Source organism: Streptomyces lushanensis (genome assembly GCF_001700515.1).
Classification (GTDB): Bacteria; Actinomycetota; Actinomycetes; order Streptomycetales; family Streptomycetaceae; genus Streptomyces; species Streptomyces lushanensis.
The window spans coordinates 1-21,907 of sequence record NZ_MAUD01000160.1 but is presented as its reverse complement, the minus strand read 5'-3'; the positions used below and the strand labels follow the sequence as shown (position 1 = coordinate 21,907).

Annotated in this window: 22 protein-coding genes and 1 pseudogene; 15 read left to right on the top strand and 8 right to left on the bottom strand. The window is 73.2% G+C overall.

Going from position 1 to position 21,907, the window contains the following annotated elements:
* The first annotated feature begins 15 nt into the window (after nucleotides 1–15).
* The 4 genes from priA (at nucleotide 16) to BFF77_RS14945 (ending at nucleotide 3,097) form a co-directional block, all read left to right on the top strand.
* Nucleotides 16–741 (top strand): bifunctional 1-(5-phosphoribosyl)-5-((5-phosphoribosylamino)methylideneamino)imidazole-4-carboxamide isomerase/phosphoribosylanthranilate isomerase PriA, encoded by a 726-nt coding sequence (gene priA / locus BFF77_RS14960; RefSeq protein WP_066949202.1) that lies wholly within the window; start codon nucleotides 16–18, stop codon nucleotides 739–741.
* Nucleotides 738–1,142 (top strand): RidA family protein, encoded by a 405-nt coding sequence (locus BFF77_RS14955; protein ID WP_066949096.1) that lies wholly within the window; start codon nucleotides 738–740, stop codon nucleotides 1,140–1,142. Before priA ends, BFF77_RS14955 begins: the two co-directional genes overlap by 4 nt.
* The gene (hisF, locus tag BFF77_RS14950; protein ID WP_066949094.1) at nucleotides 1,139–1,894 is read left to right on the top strand and encodes an imidazole glycerol phosphate synthase subunit HisF; all 756 of its coding nucleotides are present in this window, start codon (nucleotides 1,139–1,141) and stop codon (nucleotides 1,892–1,894) included. Before BFF77_RS14955 ends, hisF begins: the two co-directional genes overlap by 4 nt.
* A gap of 240 nt (nucleotides 1,895–2,134) precedes the next feature.
* Complete coding sequence (locus BFF77_RS14945; RefSeq protein WP_066949092.1) at nucleotides 2,135–3,097, top strand: poly(ethylene terephthalate) hydrolase family protein; 963 nt, start codon at nucleotides 2,135–2,137, stop codon at nucleotides 3,095–3,097.
* A gap of 60 nt (nucleotides 3,098–3,157) precedes the next feature.
* Here the strand turns inward: BFF77_RS14945 and BFF77_RS14940 are convergent, their stop codons facing one another.
* Nucleotides 3,158–3,790 carry a TIGR03085 family metal-binding protein gene (locus BFF77_RS14940; RefSeq protein ID WP_066949082.1) on the bottom strand — a complete coding sequence of 211 codons (633 nt, stop codon included), beginning with the start codon at nucleotides 3,788–3,790 and terminating at the stop codon, nucleotides 3,158–3,160.
* A gap of 85 nt (nucleotides 3,791–3,875) precedes the next feature.
* Between BFF77_RS14940 and hisI the strand changes: the two genes are divergently transcribed.
* From hisI to lgt, 11 genes and pseudogenes are all read left to right on the top strand, one after another.
* Nucleotides 3,876–4,295, top strand: a complete 420-nt coding sequence (hisI, locus tag BFF77_RS14935) for a phosphoribosyl-AMP cyclohydrolase (RefSeq protein ID WP_066949079.1) — start codon at nucleotides 3,876–3,878, stop codon at nucleotides 4,293–4,295.
* A 37-nt stretch (nucleotides 4,296–4,332) separates the two neighbouring features.
* On the top strand, nucleotides 4,333–5,835 hold the full coding sequence (locus BFF77_RS14930) for an anthranilate synthase component I (RefSeq protein WP_066949076.1): 1,503 nt from the start codon (nucleotides 4,333–4,335) through the stop codon (nucleotides 5,833–5,835).
* 14 nt (nucleotides 5,836–5,849) lie between these two features.
* Nucleotides 5,850–6,557, top strand: a complete 708-nt coding sequence (locus BFF77_RS14925) for a TIGR02234 family membrane protein (RefSeq protein ID WP_066949073.1) — start codon at nucleotides 5,850–5,852, stop codon at nucleotides 6,555–6,557.
* Nucleotides 6,558–6,700: 143 nt separating this feature from the next.
* Nucleotides 6,701–6,949, top strand: a pseudogene (locus BFF77_RS14920) (HGxxPAAW family protein); the annotation flags it as partial.
* 178 nt (nucleotides 6,950–7,127) lie between these two features.
* Entirely contained in the window at nucleotides 7,128–7,613 is a 486-nt protein-coding gene (locus tag BFF77_RS14915) for a DUF2752 domain-containing protein (protein WP_079125171.1), read from the top strand.
* Nucleotides 7,614–7,749: 136 nt separating this feature from the next.
* Nucleotides 7,750–8,559 carry an indole-3-glycerol phosphate synthase TrpC gene (gene trpC / locus BFF77_RS14910; RefSeq protein WP_066949070.1) on the top strand — a complete coding sequence of 270 codons (810 nt, stop codon included), beginning with the start codon at nucleotides 7,750–7,752 and terminating at the stop codon, nucleotides 8,557–8,559.
* A 193-nt stretch (nucleotides 8,560–8,752) separates the two neighbouring features.
* Entirely contained in the window at nucleotides 8,753–8,929 is a 177-nt protein-coding gene (trpM, locus tag BFF77_RS33295) for a tryptophan biosynthesis modulator TrpM (RefSeq protein ID WP_079125170.1), read from the top strand.
* A 117-nt stretch (nucleotides 8,930–9,046) separates the two neighbouring features.
* On the top strand, nucleotides 9,047–10,285 hold the full coding sequence (gene trpB / locus BFF77_RS14905) for a tryptophan synthase subunit beta (RefSeq protein ID WP_066949068.1): 1,239 nt from the start codon (nucleotides 9,047–9,049) through the stop codon (nucleotides 10,283–10,285).
* Nucleotides 10,282–11,103: a tryptophan synthase subunit alpha gene (trpA, locus tag BFF77_RS14900; RefSeq protein WP_066949067.1), complete on the top strand. Its 822-nt coding sequence runs from the start codon at nucleotides 10,282–10,284 to the stop codon at nucleotides 11,101–11,103. Before trpB ends, trpA begins: the two co-directional genes overlap by 4 nt.
* Before the next feature lie 76 nt (nucleotides 11,104–11,179).
* Nucleotides 11,180–12,178, top strand: coding sequence for a DsbA family protein (locus tag BFF77_RS14895; protein ID WP_079125177.1), 999 nt, complete (start codon nucleotides 11,180–11,182; stop codon nucleotides 12,176–12,178).
* Nucleotides 12,179–12,247: 69 nt separating this feature from the next.
* Nucleotides 12,248–13,141, top strand: a complete 894-nt coding sequence (lgt, locus tag BFF77_RS14890) for a prolipoprotein diacylglyceryl transferase (RefSeq protein WP_066949064.1) — start codon at nucleotides 12,248–12,250, stop codon at nucleotides 13,139–13,141.
* A gap of 272 nt (nucleotides 13,142–13,413) precedes the next feature.
* On the opposite strand, the gene BFF77_RS14885 is transcribed toward lgt, so the two are convergent.
* The 7 genes from BFF77_RS14885 to BFF77_RS14855 are packed head-to-tail and all read right to left on the bottom strand — an operon-like array spanning nucleotide 13,414 to nucleotide 21,789.
* Complete coding sequence (locus BFF77_RS14885; protein ID WP_079125169.1) at nucleotides 13,414–14,223, bottom strand: HpcH/HpaI aldolase/citrate lyase family protein; 810 nt, start codon at nucleotides 14,221–14,223, stop codon at nucleotides 13,414–13,416.
* Entirely contained in the window at nucleotides 14,220–15,446 is a 1,227-nt protein-coding gene (locus tag BFF77_RS14880; RefSeq protein ID WP_066949196.1) for a CaiB/BaiF CoA transferase family protein, read from the bottom strand. The genes BFF77_RS14885 and BFF77_RS14880 overlap by 4 nt, the downstream gene beginning before the upstream one ends.
* 6 nt (nucleotides 15,447–15,452) lie before the next feature.
* Nucleotides 15,453–16,334 (bottom strand): ribokinase, encoded by an 882-nt coding sequence (gene rbsK, locus BFF77_RS14875; protein WP_066949063.1) that lies wholly within the window; start codon nucleotides 16,332–16,334, stop codon nucleotides 15,453–15,455.
* Nucleotides 16,331–17,875: an ADP-ribosylglycohydrolase family protein gene (locus BFF77_RS14870; RefSeq protein ID WP_066949062.1), complete on the bottom strand. Its 1,545-nt coding sequence runs from the start codon at nucleotides 17,873–17,875 to the stop codon at nucleotides 16,331–16,333. The genes rbsK and BFF77_RS14870 overlap by 4 nt, the downstream gene beginning before the upstream one ends.
* The gene (locus BFF77_RS14865) at nucleotides 17,872–19,083 is read right to left on the bottom strand and encodes an ADP-ribosylglycohydrolase family protein (protein WP_245703502.1); all 1,212 of its coding nucleotides are present in this window, start codon (nucleotides 19,081–19,083) and stop codon (nucleotides 17,872–17,874) included. Before BFF77_RS14865 ends, BFF77_RS14870 begins: the two co-directional genes overlap by 4 nt.
* The gene (locus tag BFF77_RS14860; RefSeq protein ID WP_245703492.1) at nucleotides 19,064–20,632 is read right to left on the bottom strand and encodes an ADP-ribosylglycohydrolase family protein; all 1,569 of its coding nucleotides are present in this window, start codon (nucleotides 20,630–20,632) and stop codon (nucleotides 19,064–19,066) included. Before BFF77_RS14860 ends, BFF77_RS14865 begins: the two co-directional genes overlap by 20 nt.
* Complete coding sequence (locus BFF77_RS14855) at nucleotides 20,629–21,789, bottom strand: ADP-ribosylglycohydrolase family protein (RefSeq protein WP_245703491.1); 1,161 nt, start codon at nucleotides 21,787–21,789, stop codon at nucleotides 20,629–20,631. The genes BFF77_RS14860 and BFF77_RS14855 overlap by 4 nt, the downstream gene beginning before the upstream one ends.
* Nucleotides 21,790–21,907: the final 118 nt, after the last annotated feature.

Below are 21,907 nucleotides of genomic sequence, written 5' to 3'. Positions count from 1 at the left end.
TCACCCGAGGCTCTTGTGCCGAAGCTCGAACTCCTTCCCGCCGTCGACGTCCGTGACGGCCAGGCCGTACGGCTCGTCCACGGCGAGTCCGGTACGGAGACGTCCTACGGCTCCCCGCTCGAAGCCGCCCTCGCCTGGCAGCGCTCCGGCGCCGAGTGGCTGCATCTGGTCGATCTCGACGCCGCGTTCGGCACCGGCGACAACCGCGAACTGATCGCCGAGGTCACCGCGGCCATGGACATCAAGGTCGAACTCTCCGGCGGCATCCGCGACGACGCCTCGCTCGCCGCGGCCCTCGCCACCGGCTGTACCCGGGTCAATCTCGGTACGGCCGCGCTGGAGAGCCCCGAGTGGGTCGCCCGGATCATCGCCGGGCACGGCGAGCGGATCGCGGTCGGTCTCGACGTCCGCGGCACCACGCTGCGCGGCCGTGGCTGGACCCGGGACGGCGGCGATCTCTACGAGACGCTGGCCCGGCTGGACTCCGAGGGCTGCGCCCGTTATGTCGTCACCGACATCGCCAAGGACGGCACTCTCCAGGGCCCCAATCTGGAGCTGCTGAAGAACGTCTGCGCGGCCACCGACAAGCCGGTCGTGGCCTCCGGCGGTGTCTCCTCGCTGGACGATCTGCGCGCCATCGCCTCGCTCGTGCCCGTGGGCGTCGAGGGCGCGATCGTCGGCAAGGCGCTCTACGCCGAGGCGTTCACCCTGGAAGAGGCGCTGACGGCGGTGCGCGGATGACCGACACCGCGGGCGTGCGGAGGATCTCCTCCGGCGGGCCCTGGGAGGAGTCCTTCGGCTACTCCCGCGCGGTCGAACTGCCCAACGGCCTGGTCCTGGTGTCCGGCTGCACCTCGGTGGTCGACGGCAGGATCGCGGAGGGCGGTCCCTACGAGCAGGCGAAGACCGCCTTCGGGGTGGCCGTCAAGGCGCTGGCGGAACTCGGTCTCGGCGCCGGGCACGTGGTCCGTACGCGGATGTACCTCACCCATGTCCGCGACGCCGAGGAGGTCGGCCGCGCCCACAAGGAGCTCTTCGACGCCGTGCGGCCGGCCGCCTCGATGATCGTCGTCGCCGGGCTGATCGATCCGAGTCTCTTCGTCGAGGTCGAGGTCGAGGCCTACCGGGGAGGTGCCGGATGAGCCTCGCCGTACGGGTCATCCCCTGCCTGGACGTGGACGGCGGCCGGGTCGTGAAGGGCGTCAACTTCCGGAATCTGCGCGACGCCGGCGATCCCGTCGAGATGGCCAAGCTGTACGACGCGGAGGGCGCCGACGAGTTGACGTTCCTCGACATCACCGCGTCGTCCGGTGACCGGGAGACGACCTACGACGTGGTGCGCCGCACCGCCGAGCAGGTCTTCATCCCGCTCACCGTCGGCGGCGGCGTCCGTACCACCGAGGATGTCGACAGACTGCTGCGGGCCGGCGCGGACAAGGTCGGCGTCAACACCGCGGCCATCGCGCGGCCCGAGCTGATCCGGGAGATCGCCGAGCGCTTCGGGCGGCAGGTGCTGGTGCTGTCGGTCGACGCGCGGCGCACCGCGTCCGGCTCGTTCGAGGTCACCACCCATGGCGGACGGAAGGGCACCGGCATCGACGCCGTCGAATGGGCCCACCGGGCAGCCGAGTTGGGCGCCGGGGAGATCCTGCTCAACTCGATGGACGCGGACGGCACGAAGGACGGCTACGACACCGAGATGATCGCGGCCGTGCGCCGGCGGGTGACCGTGCCCGTGATCGCGTCCGGCGGCGCGGGCCGGCTCGCGGACTTCCCGCCCGCCATCGACGCGGGCGCGGACGCCGTGCTCGCGGCCTCCGTCTTCCACTTCGGTGATCTGCGGATCGCGGAGGTCAAGCAGGCGCTGCGCGAGGCGGGCCATCCGGTGCGCTGAGCAGGGCTGGTGGCCCGGATCCGGGCCAACACCCGGAGCGCGCGGGTCCGTTTGTGCGGGATGGTGGAATCGGGTGAAATCCGGGGAAGACTGACGAGAACTGGTGAAGACCGGTGAACTCGCCGGTGCTTTCCGGGCGAATGCGCCGTGAGAGTGGAACCGCCAGTGACAATCGCGGTTCCACTCCGGTGCGTCCGACGGCTTCCGGTGTGGCTCCGTCACGACCGAGAGGCCCCCACCGTGCAGCAGCAGCACGCCCAGCCGCCCACCCCCACTCGCACCCGAACCGCACGAAGGACATGGACCGTCCGGAACCCGGCGGCCCTGGCGGTCGCGACCGCCGGGCTCTTCGCCGCGCTGGTCTCCGGCACCGCCACGGCCACGCCGGCCGCCACCGCCGCCCACCCCGTCCGGGCCGCGGCCAATCCGTACGAGCGCGGTCCCGCGCCGACCGTGGCTTCCGTCGAGGCACCCCTCGGCCCGTACGCCGTCTCGCGGATCACCGTCGCGCGATCGAGCGTCAGCGGCTTCGGCGGCGGCACGGTCCACTACCCGACCTCCACCGCGGACGGCACCTTCGGCGCGGTGGCCGTCTCGCCGGGCTTCACCGGCACCCAGTCCAGCATCGCCTGGTACGGACCGCGTCTCGCCTCCCAGGGCTTCGTCGTCCTCACCATCGACACCCTCACCGGGCTCGACCAGCCCGCCAGCCGCGGCCGTCAACTCCTCGCCGCACTGGACTATCTGACGGGTGAATCGGCGGTCAGAGGGCGGATCGACCGCACCCGGCTCGGTGTCATGGGCCACTCGATGGGCGGCGGCGGCTCCCTGGAGGCCGCCAAGAGCCGTACGTCACTGAAGGCGGCCATCCCGCTGACCGGCTGGAACCTGGACACCACCTGGCCCGAGGTCCGTACACCCACCCTGGTGGTCGGTGCCGACGGCGACACGGTCGCGCCGGTCGCCGCGCACTCGGAGCCGTTCTACGCGTCACTGCCCGGCACGCTCGACAAGGCGTATCTGGAGCTGAAGGGCGCCGTCCACCGGACACCGATCACGGCGAACACCACCATCGCCAAGTACAGCGTGTCCTGGCTGAAGCGGTTCATCGACAACGACACCCGCTACGAGCGGTTCCTCTGCCCCCTGCCGGCGCCGGGCCCGACGATCGCGGAGTACCGGGGGAACTGCCCGCACACCTGACGTCCTTCGGCGGGCTCCCGCCGCCCGTCGGCGAGAGCGCCCGGACACAGGACCGACCGCTCAGATACCGAGCTTCGCCTCCTGGAGCCGGGCGATCGCGTCCTTGTCGCCGTCCAGCTCCGCGTCCGTGACGCCCTGCCGCCCGAACACGAAGAGCGTCAGCTCACCCGGCTCACCGGTGACCGTCACCACCGGTGTGCCGCGGTGGGCCACGGCCGTCTGGCCGTCCGGGCGGCGCAGCACCAGACCCACCGGCGACTTGCGGCCCAGCATCCGGCCGCCCTTCTCCAGCCGCGACCAGAGCGCGTCCGCGAAGACACGGTCGATCTCACGCGGCGTCCAGTCGGGCTGCGCCCGCCGCACATCCTCGGCGTGCACATAGAACTCGATCGCGTTCGCCGCCTCGTCGATCTGCTTGATGCCGTACGGCGACAGCCGCGGCGGTCCCGTACGGATGAGCTGGACCAGCTCCTCGTACGGCTTCGCCGCGTACTCGGCCTGCACCCGCTCCAGCCGGTTCCTGAGCGCGGGCACCAGCACGCCGCCCGCCGCGTCCGGGCGGCGCTCGCGCACCACGACATGGGCCGCGAGGTCCCGGGTCAGCCAGCCGTCGCAGAGCGTCGGCGCCTCCGGGCCCGCGGCTTCCAACAGATCGGCGAGCAGAAGCCGTTCACGCTTGGCATGGGTCGACATGGCCCCCAGCGTACGGCGGCACCGCCCCGTCCGCCCAGTGGACGGCGGGCCCGGTGAACGGCGCGGGCGCGGCACAATGGGACCCATGAGCGGCACGTCCAGCACACCCAGCACGCCGTCCGGCACCACCGGCACACCCGGCGACGCGGCCGGTCCGGGCCAGGGACTCGATCCCGCCATCGCGGACCGGCTCAAGCGCACACCCGACGGACTGCTCCCGGCCATCGCCCAGCAGTACGACACCGGCGAGGTGCTGATGCTGGGCTGGATGGACGACGAGGCCCTGCACCGCACCCTGACCACCGGCCGCTGCACCTACTGGTCCCGCAGCCGCCGCGAGTACTGGGTCAAGGGCGACACCTCCGGCCATGTCCAGCACGTCAAGTCCGTCGCCCTGGACTGCGACGCCGACACCGTGCTGGTCCAGGTCGACCAGGTGGGAGCCGCCTGCCACACCGGCGCGCGCACCTGCTTCGACGCGGACGTCCTGCCGCTCGGACGGTGAACGGACCGGTCCGTCCCACCGAGTAGGGTCAGCCGCCATGGACCTTGAGACCTTCCGCAAGCTGGCGGTGGACCGCCGTGTCATCCCCGTCAGCCGGCGCCTCCTCGCGGACGGCGACACCCCGGTCGGCCTGTACCGCAAGCTCGCCGCCGAGCGTCCCGGGACCTTCCTGCTGGAGTCCGCGGAGAACGGCCGCTCCTGGTCCCGCTACTCCTTCATCGGCGTACGGTCCGCCGCCACGCTCACCGAACGCGAGGGCCGCACCCACTGGCTCGGCACGCCGCCCGTCGGCGTCCCCGTGGACGGCGATCCGCTGGCCGCCCTGCGCGCCACCGTGGAGGCCCTGCACACCCCGCGCGACCTCTCCTCCGGTATGCCGCCCTTCACCGGCGGCATGGTCGGCTATCTCGGCTACGACATCGTCCGCAGGCTGGAGCGGATCGGCGAGCACGCGCGCGACGACCTGCGCATCCCCGAGCTGACCATGCTGCTCACCTCCGACCTCGCCGTGCTCGACCACTGGGACGGCACGGTCCTGCTGATCGCCAACGCGATCAACCACAACGACCTGGACACCGGTGTGGACGAGGCGTACGCGGACGCCGTCGCCCGGCTCGACGCCATGGCCGCCGATCTCGCCGAGCCGCTCCACTCCGCGCCCGCCGCGCTGCCCGCCTCCGAACTGCCCGAGTACACCGCGCTCTGGGGCGGCCCGGACTACCGGGCCGCCGTCGAGGACATCAAGGAGCGGATCAGGGCGGGCGAGGCCTTCCAGGTCGTTCCCTCACAGCGCTTCGAGACGCCCGTCACCGCGAGCGCCCTGGACGTCTACCGGGTGCTGCGGGCCACCAACCCCTCGCCGTACATGTATCTCTTCCGTCTCCCGCACGAGGACGGCAGGACCTTCGACGTCGTGGGCTCCAGCCCCGAGGCCCTGGTCAAGGTCGAGGACGGGCGCGCGATGGTGCATCCGATCGCCGGGACCCGCCACCGCGGCGCCACCCCGCGGGAGGACCAGGCCCTCGCCGAGGAACTGCTCGCCGACCCCAAGGAGCGCGCCGAGCACCTCATGCTCGTCGACCTCGGCCGCAACGACCTGGGCCGGGTCTGCGCGCCGGGCAGCGTCGAGGTCGTGGACTTCATGTCGGTCGAGCGGTACTCGCACGTCATGCACATCGTGTCCACGGTGACCGGGCGGGTCGCCGAGGGCCGTACCGCCTTCGACGTACTGACCGCCTGTTTTCCGGCGGGCACGCTCTCCGGAGCGCCCAAGCCGCGCGCCATGCAGATCATCGACGAGCTGGAGCCCACCCGGCGCGGGCTCTACGGCGGCTGCGTCGGCTATCTCGACTTCGCCGGGGACTCCGACACGGCCATCGCCATCCGCACCGCCCTGCTGCGCGACGGCACGGCGTACGTCCAGGCGGGAGCGGGAGTCGTCGCCGACTCCGACCCGCTCTCCGAGGACATCGAGTGCCGTAACAAGGCGGCGGCCGTGCTCCGCGCCGTGCATACCGCCAACCGGCTGAACGGCGGGTGACACGGTAGGGGATAGTGGGGTACGTGAGCGCCGTACCCGTACCCCAGCCCCATGCCGCCCGTCCGGCGGCCACCGCGTCGAGCGGCGGTCGCCGTGGTCTCGCGGCGGCCCTGTTCCTCGGCGCCGCGGGCGCCGCCGTGGCGCTGATCGCCTCCGGCCAGACCTGGGCCGAGGGCACGGCGGCCGTCGGCGGCGGCTCCCTGCCGCTCGACGCCAACGGCCGTGATGTGACGGGCGTGCCCGCCGCGCTCGCCGTCGTCGGTCTCGCGGCGCTCGTCGCCGTCTTCGCCGTCCGCAGGGCCGGGCGGCTGCTGGTCTCCGCCCTGCTGGCGCTGAGCGGCGCCGGGGCGGCCCTCGCGGCGTTCCTCGGCGCGTCGGACAGCTCGGCACTGGACGAACTGGCCGCCAGGACCACCGGGGACACCGCCGCGACGGTGGACGCGCTGAGCCACACCGCCTGGCCCTATGTGACCACGGCCGGCGGTGTGCTGATCCTGCTCGCCGGGGCGCTCGCGGTGCTGTACGGCAGCCAGTGGCCCGCGATGTCCGGGCGCTACGAACGGTCCGGCACGGCGGACTCCGGCGGCTCCGGCACGGGCGCGGGCCCCGGACGCGCCGGTCGGCGTGCGCCCGCCGTGGACCCGGACCGTCCCGAGGACCTGTGGAAGGCACTGGACCGCGGCGAGGACCCGACACGCGAGGACACCGGGCGCGAGAGCTGAGCCACACCGCCCGACCCCCGGGACCGGACGGGAATCCGATGCGGGACAATGTCCGGTGAGCGTCCGGCTCACCCAGCGCAGACCCACACAGCCGGCGCGGACCCCACACAGCGCGACAGGGCAACAGGAACGAGGAGCAACTCATGGCGGGCAGCAGCCAGCACGGACACGGACACACCCCGGCGGCCTGGACCGGTTCCATCATCTCCTTCGTCGGCTTCTGCGTCGCGGGAGTCTTCACGGTGGCGGCGAACACGCCCGGTTTCTGGGCCGGTACGGGTCTCATCCTGCTCGGCGGCGTCGTCGGTCTGGCGATGAAGGCCGCGGGTCTGGGCACGCCCAAGGAGTCCGAGGAACTGGTGCGGGCCAGGCAGCTCGCCGGGAAGCCGCAGGCGCGGGTACCGGCGCAGACGGCCGGCGCGAGCGTGAGGACCGGGGCGAAGGCCGAGGCCACGAGCGAGCCCCAGACGCAGACCGCCTGACCGGTCCGGCGCTCCGCACCCCGACGCAGTCCGGCAGGGCCGGGCTGCGTCCCTCCGTACGAGCGGCGACAATCACCGGGTGGACGCGATGCCGACCTCCGCACACGACCCGTCCCGGGCACCTTCCGGCGTGCCCGCTCCCGCGCCGCGACGGCCCCCGGCACTCTTCGTGCGGCGCTCGTTCGCACGGCGGGTCCTTCCGCCGCTCGGCGTCCTCGCCGGGATCGCCTCGGCCTGGACCTATGTCGCCCTCGTGGACCCGAACGAAACCGGCCACTACCCGGTCTGCCCGCTCTACCGGCTGACCGGGCTCCACTGCCCGGCCTGCGGCGGACTGCGCAGTGCCTACGCCGTCGCGCACGGTGATCCCGTCACCGCCCTCGGCTCCAACGCGCTCGCGGTCGTCGGCTACGCGGTCTTCGCCGCGGTGTGGACGGTCTGGGTGGTACGGGCGGGCAGAGGGATGCCGGTACGGATCACTCTCGGGCCCGTCTGGTGGTGGGCGCTCGGCGCGCTGATCCTGGTCTTCACCGTGATCAGAAATCTGCCCTTCGGCTCGTCGCTCGCACCATGAACGCCCAGGCGGTGGCATGCTCGGCCAACCGGATGCGAAGCCTTCGGTCACTTCCGGATAGCATCGATATGGCTGATCCTGATCCCAAAGCCAGCCCAGAGCAGTCCAGACCCGTCCAGGAAAGGGGGCCCCTCGCGTGAGTGTGCTCGACGAGATCATCGAAGGCGTCCGCGCCGACCTCGCAGAGCGGCAGGCGCGCGTCGGCCTCGATGAGCTGAAGCAGCGCGCGGCCAGGGCACCCGAGGCCAGGGACGGGGTGGCCGCGCTGCGCGGCGAGTCCGTCCAGGTGATCTGCGAGGTCAAGCGCTCCAGCCCGTCCAAGGGCGCGCTGGCCGCGATCGCGGATCCGGCGGGGCTCGCCGCCGACTACGAGGCGGGCGGCGCGGCCGTCATCTCCGTACTGACCGAGCAGCGGCGCTTCGGCGGCTCGCTGGCCGATCTGGAGGCCGTACGCGCCAAGGTCGACATCCCGGTCCTGCGCAAGGACTTCATCGTCACCTCCTACCAGCTCTGGGAGGCGCGGGCGTACGGCGCCGATCTGGTGCTGCTGATCGTCGCCGCGCTCGACCAGCCGGCGCTGGTCTCGCTGATCGAGCGGGCCGAGTCGATCGGGCTCACCCCGCTCGTCGAGGTGCACGACGAGGAGGAGGTCGAGCGGGCCGTGGACGCGGGCGCGCGGATCATCGGTGTCAACGCGCGCGATCTGCGGACACTGACGGTCGACCGCGGCACGTTCGAGCGGGTCGCCCCGGAGATTCCGGCCGGCGTCGTGAAGATCGCCGAGTCCGGGGTGCGCGGGCCGCACGATCTGATCGCGTACGCCAACGCCGGGGCCGACGCCGTACTGGTCGGCGAGTCGCTGGTGACCGGGCGTGACCCGAAGTCCGCGGTCGCCGATCTCGTCGCGGCGGGCGCCCACCCGGCGCTGCGGCACGGGAGGGACTGACCCAGGGTCTTTCGTTTGGATCTTGCCGGGCTCGCGTGCCCCGGCACCGCGCCTCGCCGCGTTGTCGTCAGTCGCCCACGCTCCGCGTGGGCTCCCTCCTCCGCCTTGCGATCCACGGCACCAACGCCGACATGAGCCGCTGCTGCGGCGGGCGCTCCCTGATCCAGCCAGACCCGAACGAAAGACCCTAGCCGTGAACACCGTCGCCGTTCCCGTACCGCACACGCCGCACGCGGCGCTGGCGCGGGGCTGCCGCCCGCGCGGGTGCCGTGCGCCGGCACGGCGGGTGCACGGACGGCGCGTGCGCTATGTGATCGGTGACGAGCCCGGCCAGGTCAACGGCATGCGATGGCGCGGGGCCGCGCGTTAGGCGTGGCCGGACCGGGGGTGCGGTGACCGTGCGTCGTGCGTGCGGTGCCGTGCTCAGGACTGCCTCGCCTCGACGCGTACGGTGCGTCCCGTCCGTTGCTTCCAGAGGAGTTCTCGCGTGTCATCCGAGTTCTTTGTTCCCGACCCCGACGGTCATGTCCCCAGCGCCGAGGGCTATTTCGGCGCCTTCGGCGGCAAGTTCATCCCCGAGGCACTCGTCGCCGCCGTCGACGAGGTCGCCGTCGAGTACGAGAAGGCCAAGGGCGATCCCGCCTTCGCCGCAGAGCTGAACCAGCTGCTGGTCGACTACACCGGCCGGCCCAGTGCCCTGACCGAGGTGCCGCGCTTCGCCGAGCACGCCGGCGGTGTCCGGATGTTCCTCAAGCGCGAGGATCTCAACCACACCGGATCCCACAAGATCAACAATGTGCTCGGCCAGGCGCTGCTGACCAGGCGCATGGGCAAGACCCGGGTCATCGCCGAGACCGGCGCGGGACAGCACGGTGTCGCGACCGCCACCGCGTGCGCGCTGTTCGGGCTGGAATGCACCATCTACATGGGCGAGATCGACACCCGGCGCCAGGCCCTGAACGTCGCCAGGATGCGGATGCTCGGCGCCGAGGTCGTACCGGTCTCCTCCGGGAGCAGGACCCTCAAGGACGCCATCAACGAGGCGTTCCGCGACTGGGTCGCCAATGTGGACCGTACGCACTATCTCTTCGGCACGGTCGCCGGACCGCATCCCTTCCCCGCGATGGTGCGCGACTTCCACCGGATCATCGGGGTGGAGGCCAGAAGGCAGATCCTGGAGCGCGCCGGGCGGCTGCCCGACGCCGCCGTCGCGTGTGTGGGCGGCGGTTCCAACGCGATCGGGCTCTTCCACGCGTTCATCCCCGACGAGGGCGTACGGCTGGTGGGCTGCGAGCCCGCCGGGCACGGGATCGAGACCGGCGAGCACGCCGCGACGCTGACCGCGGGCGAGCCGGGCATCCTGCACGGCTCGCGGTCGTACGTACTCCAGGACGAGGAGGGCCAGATCACCGAGCCGTACTCGATCTCGGCCGGGCTCGACTACCCGGGCATCGGTCCCGAGCACGCGTATCTCAAGGACAGCGGGCGCGGTGAGTACCGCGCGGTGACCGACGACGACGCGATGCGGGCGCTGCTGCTGCTGTCGCGCAGCGAGGGGATCATCCCGGCGATCGAGAGCGCGCACGCGCTCGCCGGCGCGCTGGAGCTGGGCCGGGAGCTCGGGAAGGACGGGCTGATCGTGGTCAATCTCTCGGGGCGCGGCGACAAGGACATGGACACGGCCGCCCGCTACTTCGGGCTGTACGACGGGGAGAGCGCCAAGTGAGCGGGCACAGCGGAAACATCGGACTGCTGAGCGAGACGCTCGCGACGGCGAAGGCCGAGGACCGGGCCGCGCTGATCGCCTATCTGCCCGCCGGATTCCCGACCGTGGACGGCGGGATCGAGGCCGTCAAGGCGGTCCTCGACGGCGGCGCGGACGTGGTCGAGGTGGGGCTGCCGCACAGCGACCCGGTGCTCGACGGGCCGGTCATCCAGACCGCCGACGACATCGCGCTGCGCGGCGGGGTGAAGATCGCCGATGTGATGCGTACGGTCCGTGAGGCGTACGAGGCGACCGGCAAGCCGGTCCTGGTGATGACGTACTGGAATCCGATCGACCGGTACGGGATCGAGCGCTTCACCGCCGAACTGGCCGGGGCGGGCGGCGCCGGGTGCATCCTGCCGGACCTGCCGGTCCAGGAGTCGGCGCTGTGGCGCGAGCACGCCGAGAAGCACGGGCTGGCGACGGTCTTCGTGGTGGCGCCAAGCAGCAAGGACGAGCGGCTCGCCAGGATCACCGCCGCGGGCAGCGGCTTCGTCTACGCGGCCTCGCTGATGGGAGTCACCGGTACGCGTGAGTCGGTGGGCCTGGAGGCCCGGGACCTGGTGCTGCGCACCCGTGCCACCACCGGGATGCCGGTGTGTGTCGGGCTCGGCGTGTCCGACGCGGCGCAGGCGGCCGAGGTCGCCGGCTTCGCGGACGGCGTCATCGTGGGCTCGGCGTTCGTGAAGCGGATGCTGGACGCGCCCGACGCGGCGGCCGGACTGGTGGCGGTACGGGAGCTGGCGGCCGACCTGGCCGAGGGCGTTCGCAAGCGCTGACGGTTCGTCTCACCCGTACGGGTGGACCTGGGACCGGGGAGGTGCGCAGGCACCTCCCCGGTTCGTTGCTGTGGGCGTGAGCGAGAAGAACCGTGAGGCAAAACGGACCGCGAGAGAGCGGCTCCAGCAGGAACGTGAAGCGGACAAGGTGCGGGAGAGGCGCAGGCGCACCGTGGTCATGTCCGTGGCGGTCGTCGGTGTGCTCGGCGCCGTCGGGGTGATCGGCGTGGTCGCCTCGGAGGTCGGCAAGGACAAGGACGACAACGCGGCGGGATCGGTGAGCGCGCCGTCCGGCGTCAGGGGCACGGACGATCTGGCGATCCCGGTCGGAGCACCGGACGCGCCGTCCACGCTCACGGTGTGGGAGGACTTCCGCTGTCCGGCGTGCGCCCAGTTCGAGAACGCCTTCCGGGACACGGTCCATGAGCTGGAGAGAGCCGGACAGCTCAAGACCGAGTACCACCTCGCCACGATCATCGACGGCAACATGGGCGGCAGCGGTTCGCTGCACGCGGCCAATGCCGCGGCGTGCGCCCAGGACGTCGGCGAGTTCTCCCCGTACCACGACGTGCTGTACCAGCACCAGCCGCCGGAGACGAACGACGCCTTCGCCAAGAACAGCCATCTGCTGGACCTGGCGCGCAAGGTCGAAGGGCTGGAGTCGGCGCCGGGCTTCCGCCGGTGCGTGGAGGAGGGCAAGCACGACGACTGGGTGAAGAAGTCCGCGGCGAAGTTCAGGACGGGCGGTTTCTCCGGGACCCCGACCGTGCTGCTCAACGGGGAGTCGGTGTTCCCGAAGAAGGGCAGCGAGAACCTCACCCCGGACCATCTGAAGAAGTGGGTCGCGGAGGCGAACAAGGGCAGGAGGCCGGGGACACGGATGCCCTCGGCCCCGGAACCGGCCGCGGGTCCGGGAGCGGCCTCGGAACCGGCCGCGGGTCCGGAACCGGCCGCGGGAGCGGGCTCCGGTCCGGCGGCCGGCGCCCCGGGGCCCGGTTCGGCTCCCGCACCGGGCCCCGCCGTGTCCTCCGGCGCGGATCCCGCCGCGGCCATCCCTCCGTCGCCCGCCGTCTGACCTCGTTATCCAGAAGTTGCCGGGCGGGTCGCCTCAGATCCCGCCCGGCACTGTACGGTCGGTTCTGCCATGGACCTTGCCTACATTCCCAGCCCGTCGACCGGAGTGCTCCATCTCGGACCGCTTCCGCTGCGCGGCTACGCGTTCTGCATCATCATCGGTGTCTTCGTCGCCGTCTGGTACGGCGGCAAGCGCTGGGTCGCCCGCGGCGGCAAACCCGGCACCGTGGCCGACATCGCCGTCTGGGCGGTGCCCTTCGGGCTGGTCGGCGGGCGGCTCTACCATGTGATCACCGACTACCAGCTCTATTTCCGCGACGGCGAGGACTGGGTCGACGCCTTCAAGATCTGGGAGGGCGGGCTCGGTATCTGGGGCGCGATCGCGCTGGGCGCGGTCGGCGCCTGGATCGGCTGCCGCCGCCGTGGGATCCCGCTGCCGGCGTACGCGGACGCCATCGCGCCCGGCATCGTCATCGCGCAGGCCATCGGGCGCTGGGGCAACTGGTTCAACCAGGAGCTGTACGGAAAGCCGACGGATGTGCCGTGGGCGCTGGAGATCTCGGCGGGCCCGAATCGTGAGGGCGGTCTCTACCACCCCACGTTCCTGTACGAGTCGCTGTGGTGCCTGGCCGTCGCGCTGGTGATCGTCTGGGCCGACCGCCGCTTCAAGCTGGGACACGGCCGGGTGTTCGCCCTCTACGCCGCGGCGTACTGCGTGGGCCGGGCCTGGATCGAGTACCTGCGGGTGGACGATGCGCACCATGTCCTCGGCGTCCGGCTGAACGTCTGGACGGCGGTCGTCGTCTTCGTCCTGGCGGTCGTCTACCTCGTGGTGTCGGCGCGGGTGCGTCCCGGCCGCGAGGAGATCGTGGAGCCGGAGCGCGAGACGGCGGAGAAGAAGCCGGAGCCCACGGAGGAGGACGCCGCCGCCACGGTGCCGTCCGAACCGGCCGACAAAACCTGACGCCCTGTTCCGCCCTCAATCGCCGGGCGGGCTGGATACACGGCCCGCACCGGACTTGCGGCGGGAGGGGGTCGGGGGCGCAGGAGGTGCGTGTCCGGACACTGAAGCGTGATGTGTGCCGCACACGAGACCCGCACCCGACAACACACCCTCACACGGCGTACGGGGTCCGGGGTGTCCCCGGGAAAGCACAGCGTGCCGTCCGGACACGCACCTCCGGATTGCCCCGGCACCCGCACCCACCACGGCCCCTCGCCGGGAGGCGCACCGCGTCAGCCGCAGCGTGTCCCCTCCCGGCGCGCCAGCGCGAGCGTCCTCCTCGCCGCCGCCACGATCGCCGCGTCGACGAAGCGGCCGTCCGGAAGGGCGTGCGCGCCCGCCTCGGCCGCCGCCGCCGCGACGATCTCCTCGGCCTCGGCGACCTCCCGCGGCGTGGGCAGATAGGCCCGCTCGATGACCGGGAGCTGGCGCGGGTGGATGGCCGCGCGGCCCAGCAGGCCCAGGGCCCGGCCATGGCGGCAGGAGGCCGCCAGCCCGTCCATGTCACGGACGTCCGGGAACACCGACTGGACCGGTGGCGACAGGCCCGCCGCGCGGGCCGCCACCACGGCCCGGCTGCGGGCCCAGTCCAGGCCGGAGTCCTCACGTACCCCCAGATCGGCGCGCAGGTCCGCCTCGCCCAGCGAGATGCCCCGTACCGCCGGATGCGCGCCCGCGATGGCGTGGGCGTTCTCCAGGGCGAGCGCCGATTCGAGCAGGGCGTACAGCGCGATGTCCGGGGCCCGTGCCGCGACGCGGTGGATGTCGGAGGCATGGGTCACCTTCGGGAGGCGGAGCCCGGACAGCCCCGGCAGGCCGACCAGCGACGGCAGGTCGTGCTCGTCGGCGATCCGGACATGGACCGGGACCGGATGCGGCGAGGACAGCAGCGCGGCGATGGCGTCGCGCGCGTACTCCTTGCGGTCCGGAGCCACCGCGTCCTCCAGATCCACGATCACGACATCCGCGCCGCACGAGAGCGCCTTCGCCATCACCTCCGGACGGTCCCCGGGGACGTACAGCCAGGTGAGCGGAGTGGTCACAGCGCTCCGTCCGCCCGGAGCGCGCCGATCTCGGACGCGGTCAGGCCCAGCTCGGCCAGGACCGTGTCGGTGTCCGCGCCATGGGGCCGGCCCGCCCAGCGGATGGCGCCCGGCGTCTCGGAGAGCCGGAAGAGGACGTTCTGCATCCGCAGGGTGCCCAGCTCCGGATCGGCGACCTCGGTGACGCTGTCCAGCGCGATGTACTGCGGGTCGGCCATGACGTCGCCGATGTCGTAGACGGGCGCGATCGCCGCCTCGGCCTCCTCGAACGCGGCCATCGCCTCGGCGCGGGTGTGCCGGGCGATCCAGCCGCCGACGGCCTCGTCCAGGACGTCCGCGTGCCGGGCCCGCCCGCCGCCGGTGGTGAACCACGGCTCGGCGATCAGCTCGGGCCGGCCCACCAGCCGCATCACCCGCTCCGCGACCGACTGGGCCGAGGTGGAGACCGCCAGCCAGGAACCGTCGGCGGCGCGGTACGTGTTGCGTGGCGCGTTGTTGGTGGAGCGGTTGCCGGTACGGGGCTGGACCAGGCCGAGCTGGTCGTACCAGAGCGGCTGCGGTCCGAGCACGGTCAGGATCGGCTCGATGATCGCCAGATCGACCACCTGACCGCGGCCCGTCAGCGCCCGGCCGCCGAGCGCGGTCATCACCGCGTACGCCGTGGCCAGCGCGGCGATGGAGTCGGCGAGACCGAAGGGCGGCAGCGTGGGCGGTCCGTCGGGCTCACCGGTGACGGCCGCGAAGCCGCTCATGGCCTCGGCGAGGGTGCCGAATCCGGGGCGGCGGGCGTACGGCCCGAACTGGCCGAAGCCCGTCACCCGGGTCAGTACGAGCCGGGGATTGGCCAGGGAGAGCTCGGTCCAGCCGAGACCCCACTTCTCCAGGGTGCCCGGCCGGAAGTTCTCGATGACCACATCCGCGCCGGCGGCGAGCCGGAGCAGGACGTCGCGTCCGCCCGGAGTGGAGAGATCGAGGGTGATCGCCCGTTTGTTGCGGCCGAGCAGCTTCCACCACAGGCCCACACCGTCCTTGGCCGGACCGTGGCCGCGCGAGGGATCGGGACGGGTGGGGTGCTCGACCTTGATGACGTCGGCGCCGAAGTCGCCGAGCAGGGTGGCGGCGAGCGGACCGGCGAAGAGCGTCGCGAGATCGAGCACCCGAAGGCCGGAGAGCGGGGTGGGCGCGGGGGCGTCGTCCGGTGTGTTCGCGGTGGTGGCTGACATGGTCATTCAGACCTCGATCTCGGTGCGGTACGGCATGGAGGTGGACGCCCCGTGGCGCTGGACGCAGAGCGCGGCGGCGGCCGAGGCCCAGCGCATCGCCTCGGGCATCGGTCTGCCCTCGCCGAGCGCGACGGTGAGCGCGCCCACATAGGTGTCACCGGCGCCCGTGGTGTCCACGGCCTCGACCCGGGGTGCGGGCACGGTGACGGTCCCGGCGCCCCGGGCCGCGTACAGACTGCCCGCGGCCCCGAGAGTGATCACGACCTCGGGGACCTGCCGCAGCAGGGCCCGCGCCGCGGCGCGGGCGTCGGCGATGCCGGTGAGGGTGGCCGCTTCGTGCTCGTTCGGCACCAGCAGATCGACCGTCGCGAGCAGTGCGGGCGGCAGGGGCTGCGCGGGAGCCGGTGTGAGGACGGTCCGTACGCCGTGGCGGCGGGCCGCCTCGGCGCCGGCCAGTACGGCGGAGAGCGGCAGTTCGAGCTGGAGGAGCAGGGCGTCGGCGGCGGCGATGACGCTCTCGTCGCCGGGCACGAGACGGGTGACGGTGCCGTTCGCGCCGGGAATCACCACGATCGCGTTGCCGCCCTCGTCGTCGACGACGACATGGGCCGTGCCGGAGGGACCTTCCACGGTGCGCAGCAGATCCGTGTCGACGGCGGACGCGGCGAGCGTGTGCCGCAGCAGCTCGCCGTACTGGTCCTCACCGACCGCGCCGATCATCGCCACCTCGCCGCCCAGGCGGGCGGCGGCGACGGCCTGGTTGGCGCCCTTGCCGCCGGGGATCGTACGGAACTCCCGGCCGGTGACGGTCTCGCCGAGCTTCGGCGCGCCCGCGACGAACACGACGAGATCCATGTTGGTGCTGCCGAGGACCACGATGCCGGTCATGGGCGGAGCGCCTCCCTGCGGGTGAGTTCTGCGAGCGTGTCGAAGCCGATGCCGTCGAGACCGGCGACGGAGGTCGCCAGCCGGTTCTTGAGCGGGGCCGTCCACCGCTCGGGCAGCCCGGCCGGGTCCCCGGTGAGCAGCCCGGCGACGGAACCGGCCGTGGCCCCGTTCGAATCGGTGTCCCAGCCGCCCGACACGGCACGGCAGATGGAGCCGCCGAAGTCGCCGTCGGCATGGGTGAGCGCCGCGGCGAGCAGCGCGGCGTTGGGCACGGCGTGGACCCAGTGGTAGTGGCCGTAGGCGGAGTGCAGCAGATCGACGACGGCCGCGAAGTCGGCCTGGGCGCGGGCGGATTCGATCCCGAGGCGTACGGCCTCGGCGAGCCGGGAGGCGGGCGGTACGACGGACAGCCCGGCGCGGAGGCAGGCGTGCACATCGGGCGGTCCGGCGGTACGGGCACCGGCCGCGCCGGTCCCTCTGTCCGCGGGGCCGGTCCTGATGTCCGCGGGCCCGGCCGCGGCGGCGACGGTGGCCGCGACGAACATCGCGCTGTAGACGCCGTTCGCCGTGTGCGTGAGCGTCGCCTCCCGGTGCGCCTGCGCGGCGGCGGCCCCGGGATCGCCCGGGTGCGTCCAGCCGTGCGTATCGGCCCGGATCGCCGCGCCGATCCACTCCCGGTACGGATTGCGGTACCGGGCGGTGTGCGGCGGCTCGATCCCGCAGAGCAGATTGCGGTACGCGACGCGCTCGGCGGTGAACGTACGGCCGGCCGGCAGTTCGTCCAGCCACAGCCGGGCGACGTCCGAGGTGGTGAAGTCCCGGCCGTGGCGCTGGAGCAGCAGCAGATTGAGCACGGGGTAGCTGAGATCGTCGTCCTCGGGCATCCCGTCGATGTTCTCGGCGAGCGAGGTCGGCGCGGAACGGCGGTTCCAGGGATAGGCGTCGGCGAGATCCCGAGGCAGTCCCTCGGCGGTGAACCAGGTGTGCAGCGGCCAGTTCCCGGTGGCGCGCGCGATGGCCCGGATCCCCCGGAGGGGCAGCTTCTCGACGGGCTTGCCCAGCAGACACCCGGCCGCCCGGCCGAGCCAGGCGGCATGGAGCCGGGCGACGGCGGGATCAACGGGGGCCCGCCCCGGCGGCGGCCGGTCCGGCGGAACGGACGCGGTGGCGCCGGCCCGAGGGCGAGGCGGGGTGTCCGCCGGCCGCGCACCGGCCGTACGGGGGCCGGGCCCCTCCCGCGCGTCCCGGGCGGCCGGCCAGTCGGGGCACGCCGATCTGATCGCGGCGAGGTCCGTCGGCTCGTCCTGTTCCCGCGCGGACGGCAGCCGCGCCAGTTCGTCCAGCAGCTCCCCGGCCAGCGCCCGCAGACCCGGCGACGGAGGAGCCGGTGAGGCACCCGCGCGAGGCGGGGCCGGGGCGCCGCCCGCCGTGTGCCAGCGGTGGGAGACGGCCGTCGCGTCACGGCCGTCCTCCGAGGCCTGGCGCAGCTCATGACCGATCAGATCCTCGGGCTGCACCCAGGTGACGCGGAGGTCCGTCATCGCGCCGCCGCCGGCCGGGTCTCGGTACGCCGTGCCTCGTGCGGGGCGCCGTGCGGTGCCTCGTACGGGCCGCCGTCGGCCACATCGGCGGGGACGTCGATCAGCCGGGTGTCCGTCATCCGCGCGAACGCGCTCTCGTGCGCGCGCCGCCGTTCCGTGTCGCGGGTGAAGACCTCGTACGCCACCTCGGTCAGCACCCGGGCCGGAGCGTGCAGATCGAGCCGGCTCGCGTCGGCCACGCGCCTCGCCCAGTCCGCCGGGACGGCGGACTCGCCGCCCAGCGCCCCGGCGAGGGCCCCGCTCATCGTGGCGATGGAGTCGCAGTCCCGTCCGTAGTTGACCGAGCCCAGCACCGTACGGTGGTAGTCGCCGCCGCCGATCAGCAACATCCCCAGTGCGATGGGAAGTTCCTCGATGGAGTGCACCCGGGACGGGCGGCGGGCGCCCAGCGCGGGGCTGCGGTAGTGCGGGCCGACCGTGTCGAAGGGCGCGACGGCCTCGCGCAGCCCGCGCAGCGCGGACTCCGTGTCACGGTGCCGGGAGGCGACATCGCGTACCGCCAGGATCGCGGCGCGCGTGCCGTCCTTGGCGAGCGTGAGACAGGTCTCGACGATGGTCGCGGGCGTGGCGTCCGGGAGACACGCGGCGGCGACCGCCGCGGCGAACACGCCCGCCGCCTCCCGCCCGTACGACGACTGGTGCGCGCCCGCCAGATCGATCGCCTCGGCGTACGCGGCGGCCGGATGCGCCGCGTTGACCAGTCCCACCGGTGCCATGTACATCGCCGCGCCGCAGTTGACGATGTTCCCGGCGCCCGCCTCGCGCGGATCGACGTGCCCGTAGTGCAGCCGGGCCACCATCCACTTCTCGGCGAGGAAGATCCGCTGGAGGAGCGGTGCCTCGGTCTCCAGCTCGGGGATCCAGCGGGGGGTGGCCATCAGATCGGGGACGAGATGGTCGGCGACCGCGTACGCGTCGAGATGGTCGCGCACGGTCTCGTACACCCGGATCAGCGCATGGGTCATCAGGGTGTCGTCGGTGACATGGCCGTCGCCCTTGTGGTACGGCGCGATCGGGCGGGCGGTGCGCCAGTTCTCGTTCCAGGGACCGACGATGCCGGAGATCCGGCCGCCGTGGCGTTCGACGATCTGTTCGGGGGAATAGCCCTCGACCGGACCGCCGAGCGCGTCACCGACCGCCGCTCCGATCAGACAGCCGGTGATCCGGTCGGCGAGGGTGCGTGTCGCCGTGTGTGTCCGCGTCGTGCGGGTGCCGGTCGGGTGTGTGTCCTTCGCGGCGGCGGCGGCCGGCGTCGAGTCCGGGTCCGGGTCCGGTTTCGGGGCCGGTGCGGGGGGAGTGCTCAGCGTCGTCATGCCGGAATTGTCCACCCGGAGCGGTCAGTTCCGTGGCTGTCAGCAGCCCGGCGAGTTCCACCAGATCGGTTCTGGCGAGCCGGGGCAGGGCGCAGCCCGCGAGGGTGCGGCAGGCGTCCCGCCAGGTGGCGGGTACGGAGTCGCCGCCGCCGAGCGCGCCGGTCAGCGCGCCGGCGAGCGCGGGGGCGGAGTCGGCGACCCGGGAGAGGCAGGCGGCGGCCGGCACCGCGCCGCTGACCTCGCCCCGCGCGGCGAGGGTGAGGGCGAGCGCGACGGGAACGGTCTCGGCGGCGGCGATGCCGTAGCTGTAGACATGGTCGACGATCTGATGTTCGAGCAGCGGCACGAGCGCGAAGGCGCCGGACGGCTCCCCGGCGAAGTCCCGGGCAAGCTTCAGGGCATGACGGGCGTTCCGGCCGATCTCCGTGGTGCCGGGCAGCTGGGCGAGGGCGGCGTCGACGGCCGTCTCGGCGTCCGCGCCGCCGAGCGCGCCCGCGACGGCGGCGGCCATGGCGCGGGCGCCGTGCACACCGTCCCCGTCCTGGGTGTACCGGGCGTCGAACTCGGCGAGTTCGGCGGCGGCGGACGGATCGCCGGGGTGGACGACGGCGAGTACGGCGGCCCGTACGCAGGCGGCGTCGTCGAAGAAGTGCGGGTTGTCGTGGCCGGTGGCGGGCGGGCGCAGCCCGGTGGCGAGATTGCCGAGACCCGCGCGTACGGAGATCCGCGCCCGCAGCGGCGGTACGGCGGACTCCACCTCGGGCGCGCGGTTGGCGGCGGCGGCGATCTCGCTGGCGAGGGAGTTCCAGGAGAGGGCGATCGCGGCGCGCATCCGGCGGTCGGCGCCGAGACCCTGGAAGTGGTCCCCGGCGGCGACGAGTACGGACTCGGCGGTGAAGGCCGCCCATTCGGCGTCGTCGGAGGGGCCGAGCCGGAGCGGCTCGGGAGGCTGGTTGAGGGCGATGGGGACGGGCAGGGTGGTGGTCGCGTTCTGCTCGGCGAAGGTGTCCAGCTCGCGGGTGAGCCGACGCGTCCACTCGGGCATCCGGGCGGCCCGGTGCCGGGCGGCGGGCCATCCCGCGGCGTCCCCCGCGGCCAGCCCGAGCAGCAGCCCCTCGATCCGCCGCGACGGATCCCGGCCGCTGCCGTCCTGACCGGGTCCGTGCGGTGCTCCGGTCCCGCCGCCGGAGGAAGGGTACGGCGCACCGTGCCCGGCGCGGCCCGGCAGCCCCCTGTCCGTACGGATTTCGCCGCCCGTACCGATACCGGTACCCGTACCGTCCCTGGCGTCCGTACCGTCCCTGGCGTCCGCACCGGCCCTGGCGTCCGTGCGGTCGTCCGTGTCCGCTTCCGCCCGACGGGTGTCGCCGGCCGCCCGTGTCATGGCGTCACCTCGTCCTCGTCGGGCGTGAGCAGGTCGGCGATGTCCAGGACGTGGTAGCCGCGCATCGAGGGCAGACAGCTCCCGCGCGCGGGCCCGATGACCGAGGACCATTCCGGCGGGATCGCACGGGCCCCCGACACCGCTCCGGCCAGGGCGCCCGCCACCGCCGCCGTGGTGTCCGCGTCGCGGCCCATGTTGACGGCGGTCAGCACCGACAGCCGGAAGTCGCCGCGGGCCGCGGCGAACGCGCCGAAGGCCAGGCCCACCGCCTCCGGGGCCAGATCGGTCCAGGGATAGCCGCCGATGACCACCGAGGAGCGGACCGCGCGCTCCAGCGCGAGGGTGTCCGGGTACGCGCGTCGCGCGGCGACGACTCCCCGGCGCAGGGTGCGGGCCGTCCAGGAGTCCATGGGGACGACGGAGAGCGCCGCCGCGATCACCGAGTCGGGTCCGGCGCCGGTCATCGCGGCGGCGACACCGGCCGCCACGGCACGGCCGCCGTAGATGCCCTCGCCCTCGTGGCTGACGCTGCCGTCCACGGCGACCAGCCGCGCAGCCTCGCGCGGGCGGCCCGCCGCGAAGACACCGAAGGGCGCCGCGCGCATCGCGAGACCGTCGCTCCAGGCGTGCCGGTGCTGGGCCGTGATCGGCGCCGCGAGTCCGCGCCGCAGGTTCTCCAGCGTGCCGCGCTCGCTGAAGCCCGCACCGCGGAACGGACCCTCGTCCAGATCGGCGAGCCAGTGGTGCCAGGCCTTCTCGACATGGGCGACGGTCAGCGCAGAGCCGTGTCTGGCCAGCAGCAGCCCGGAGAAGATGGCGTATTCCGTGTCGTCCGTGCCCGCCGGAGTCTCGGACACGAAGCCCTCGATACGGCCCCAGCGGCGGCGGATCTCGGAGGGGCGCATGTTCTCCGCGGGGGCGCCGAGCGCGTCACCGACGGCGAGTCCCAGCAGCGCGCCACGGGCCCGGTCACGGAGTACGGCGAGCGCGCCGCGCGCCTCGCCATCGGGAGAAGCGGCGGAAGCGCCGACGGCGAGGGCGGCGGGAGCGGCGGGAGCAGCGGGAAAAGGGGCGGCGGCGGAGGCGGCGGGGGCATCGGGAGAGCCCGCGGCAGGGACGGCGGCAGCGGCGGCGGCATCGCACGCGGTGGACTCCATGATGTGGCCCTTTCGCGCGAGCCTGTGCTGTGTTCCTGGATCCTGCGTTCCTGGATCTGTGCCACGCCGGGCGCCCCGGGAGTCCGGGAAACGCCGCTGTCACCCGGGTGACACGGGC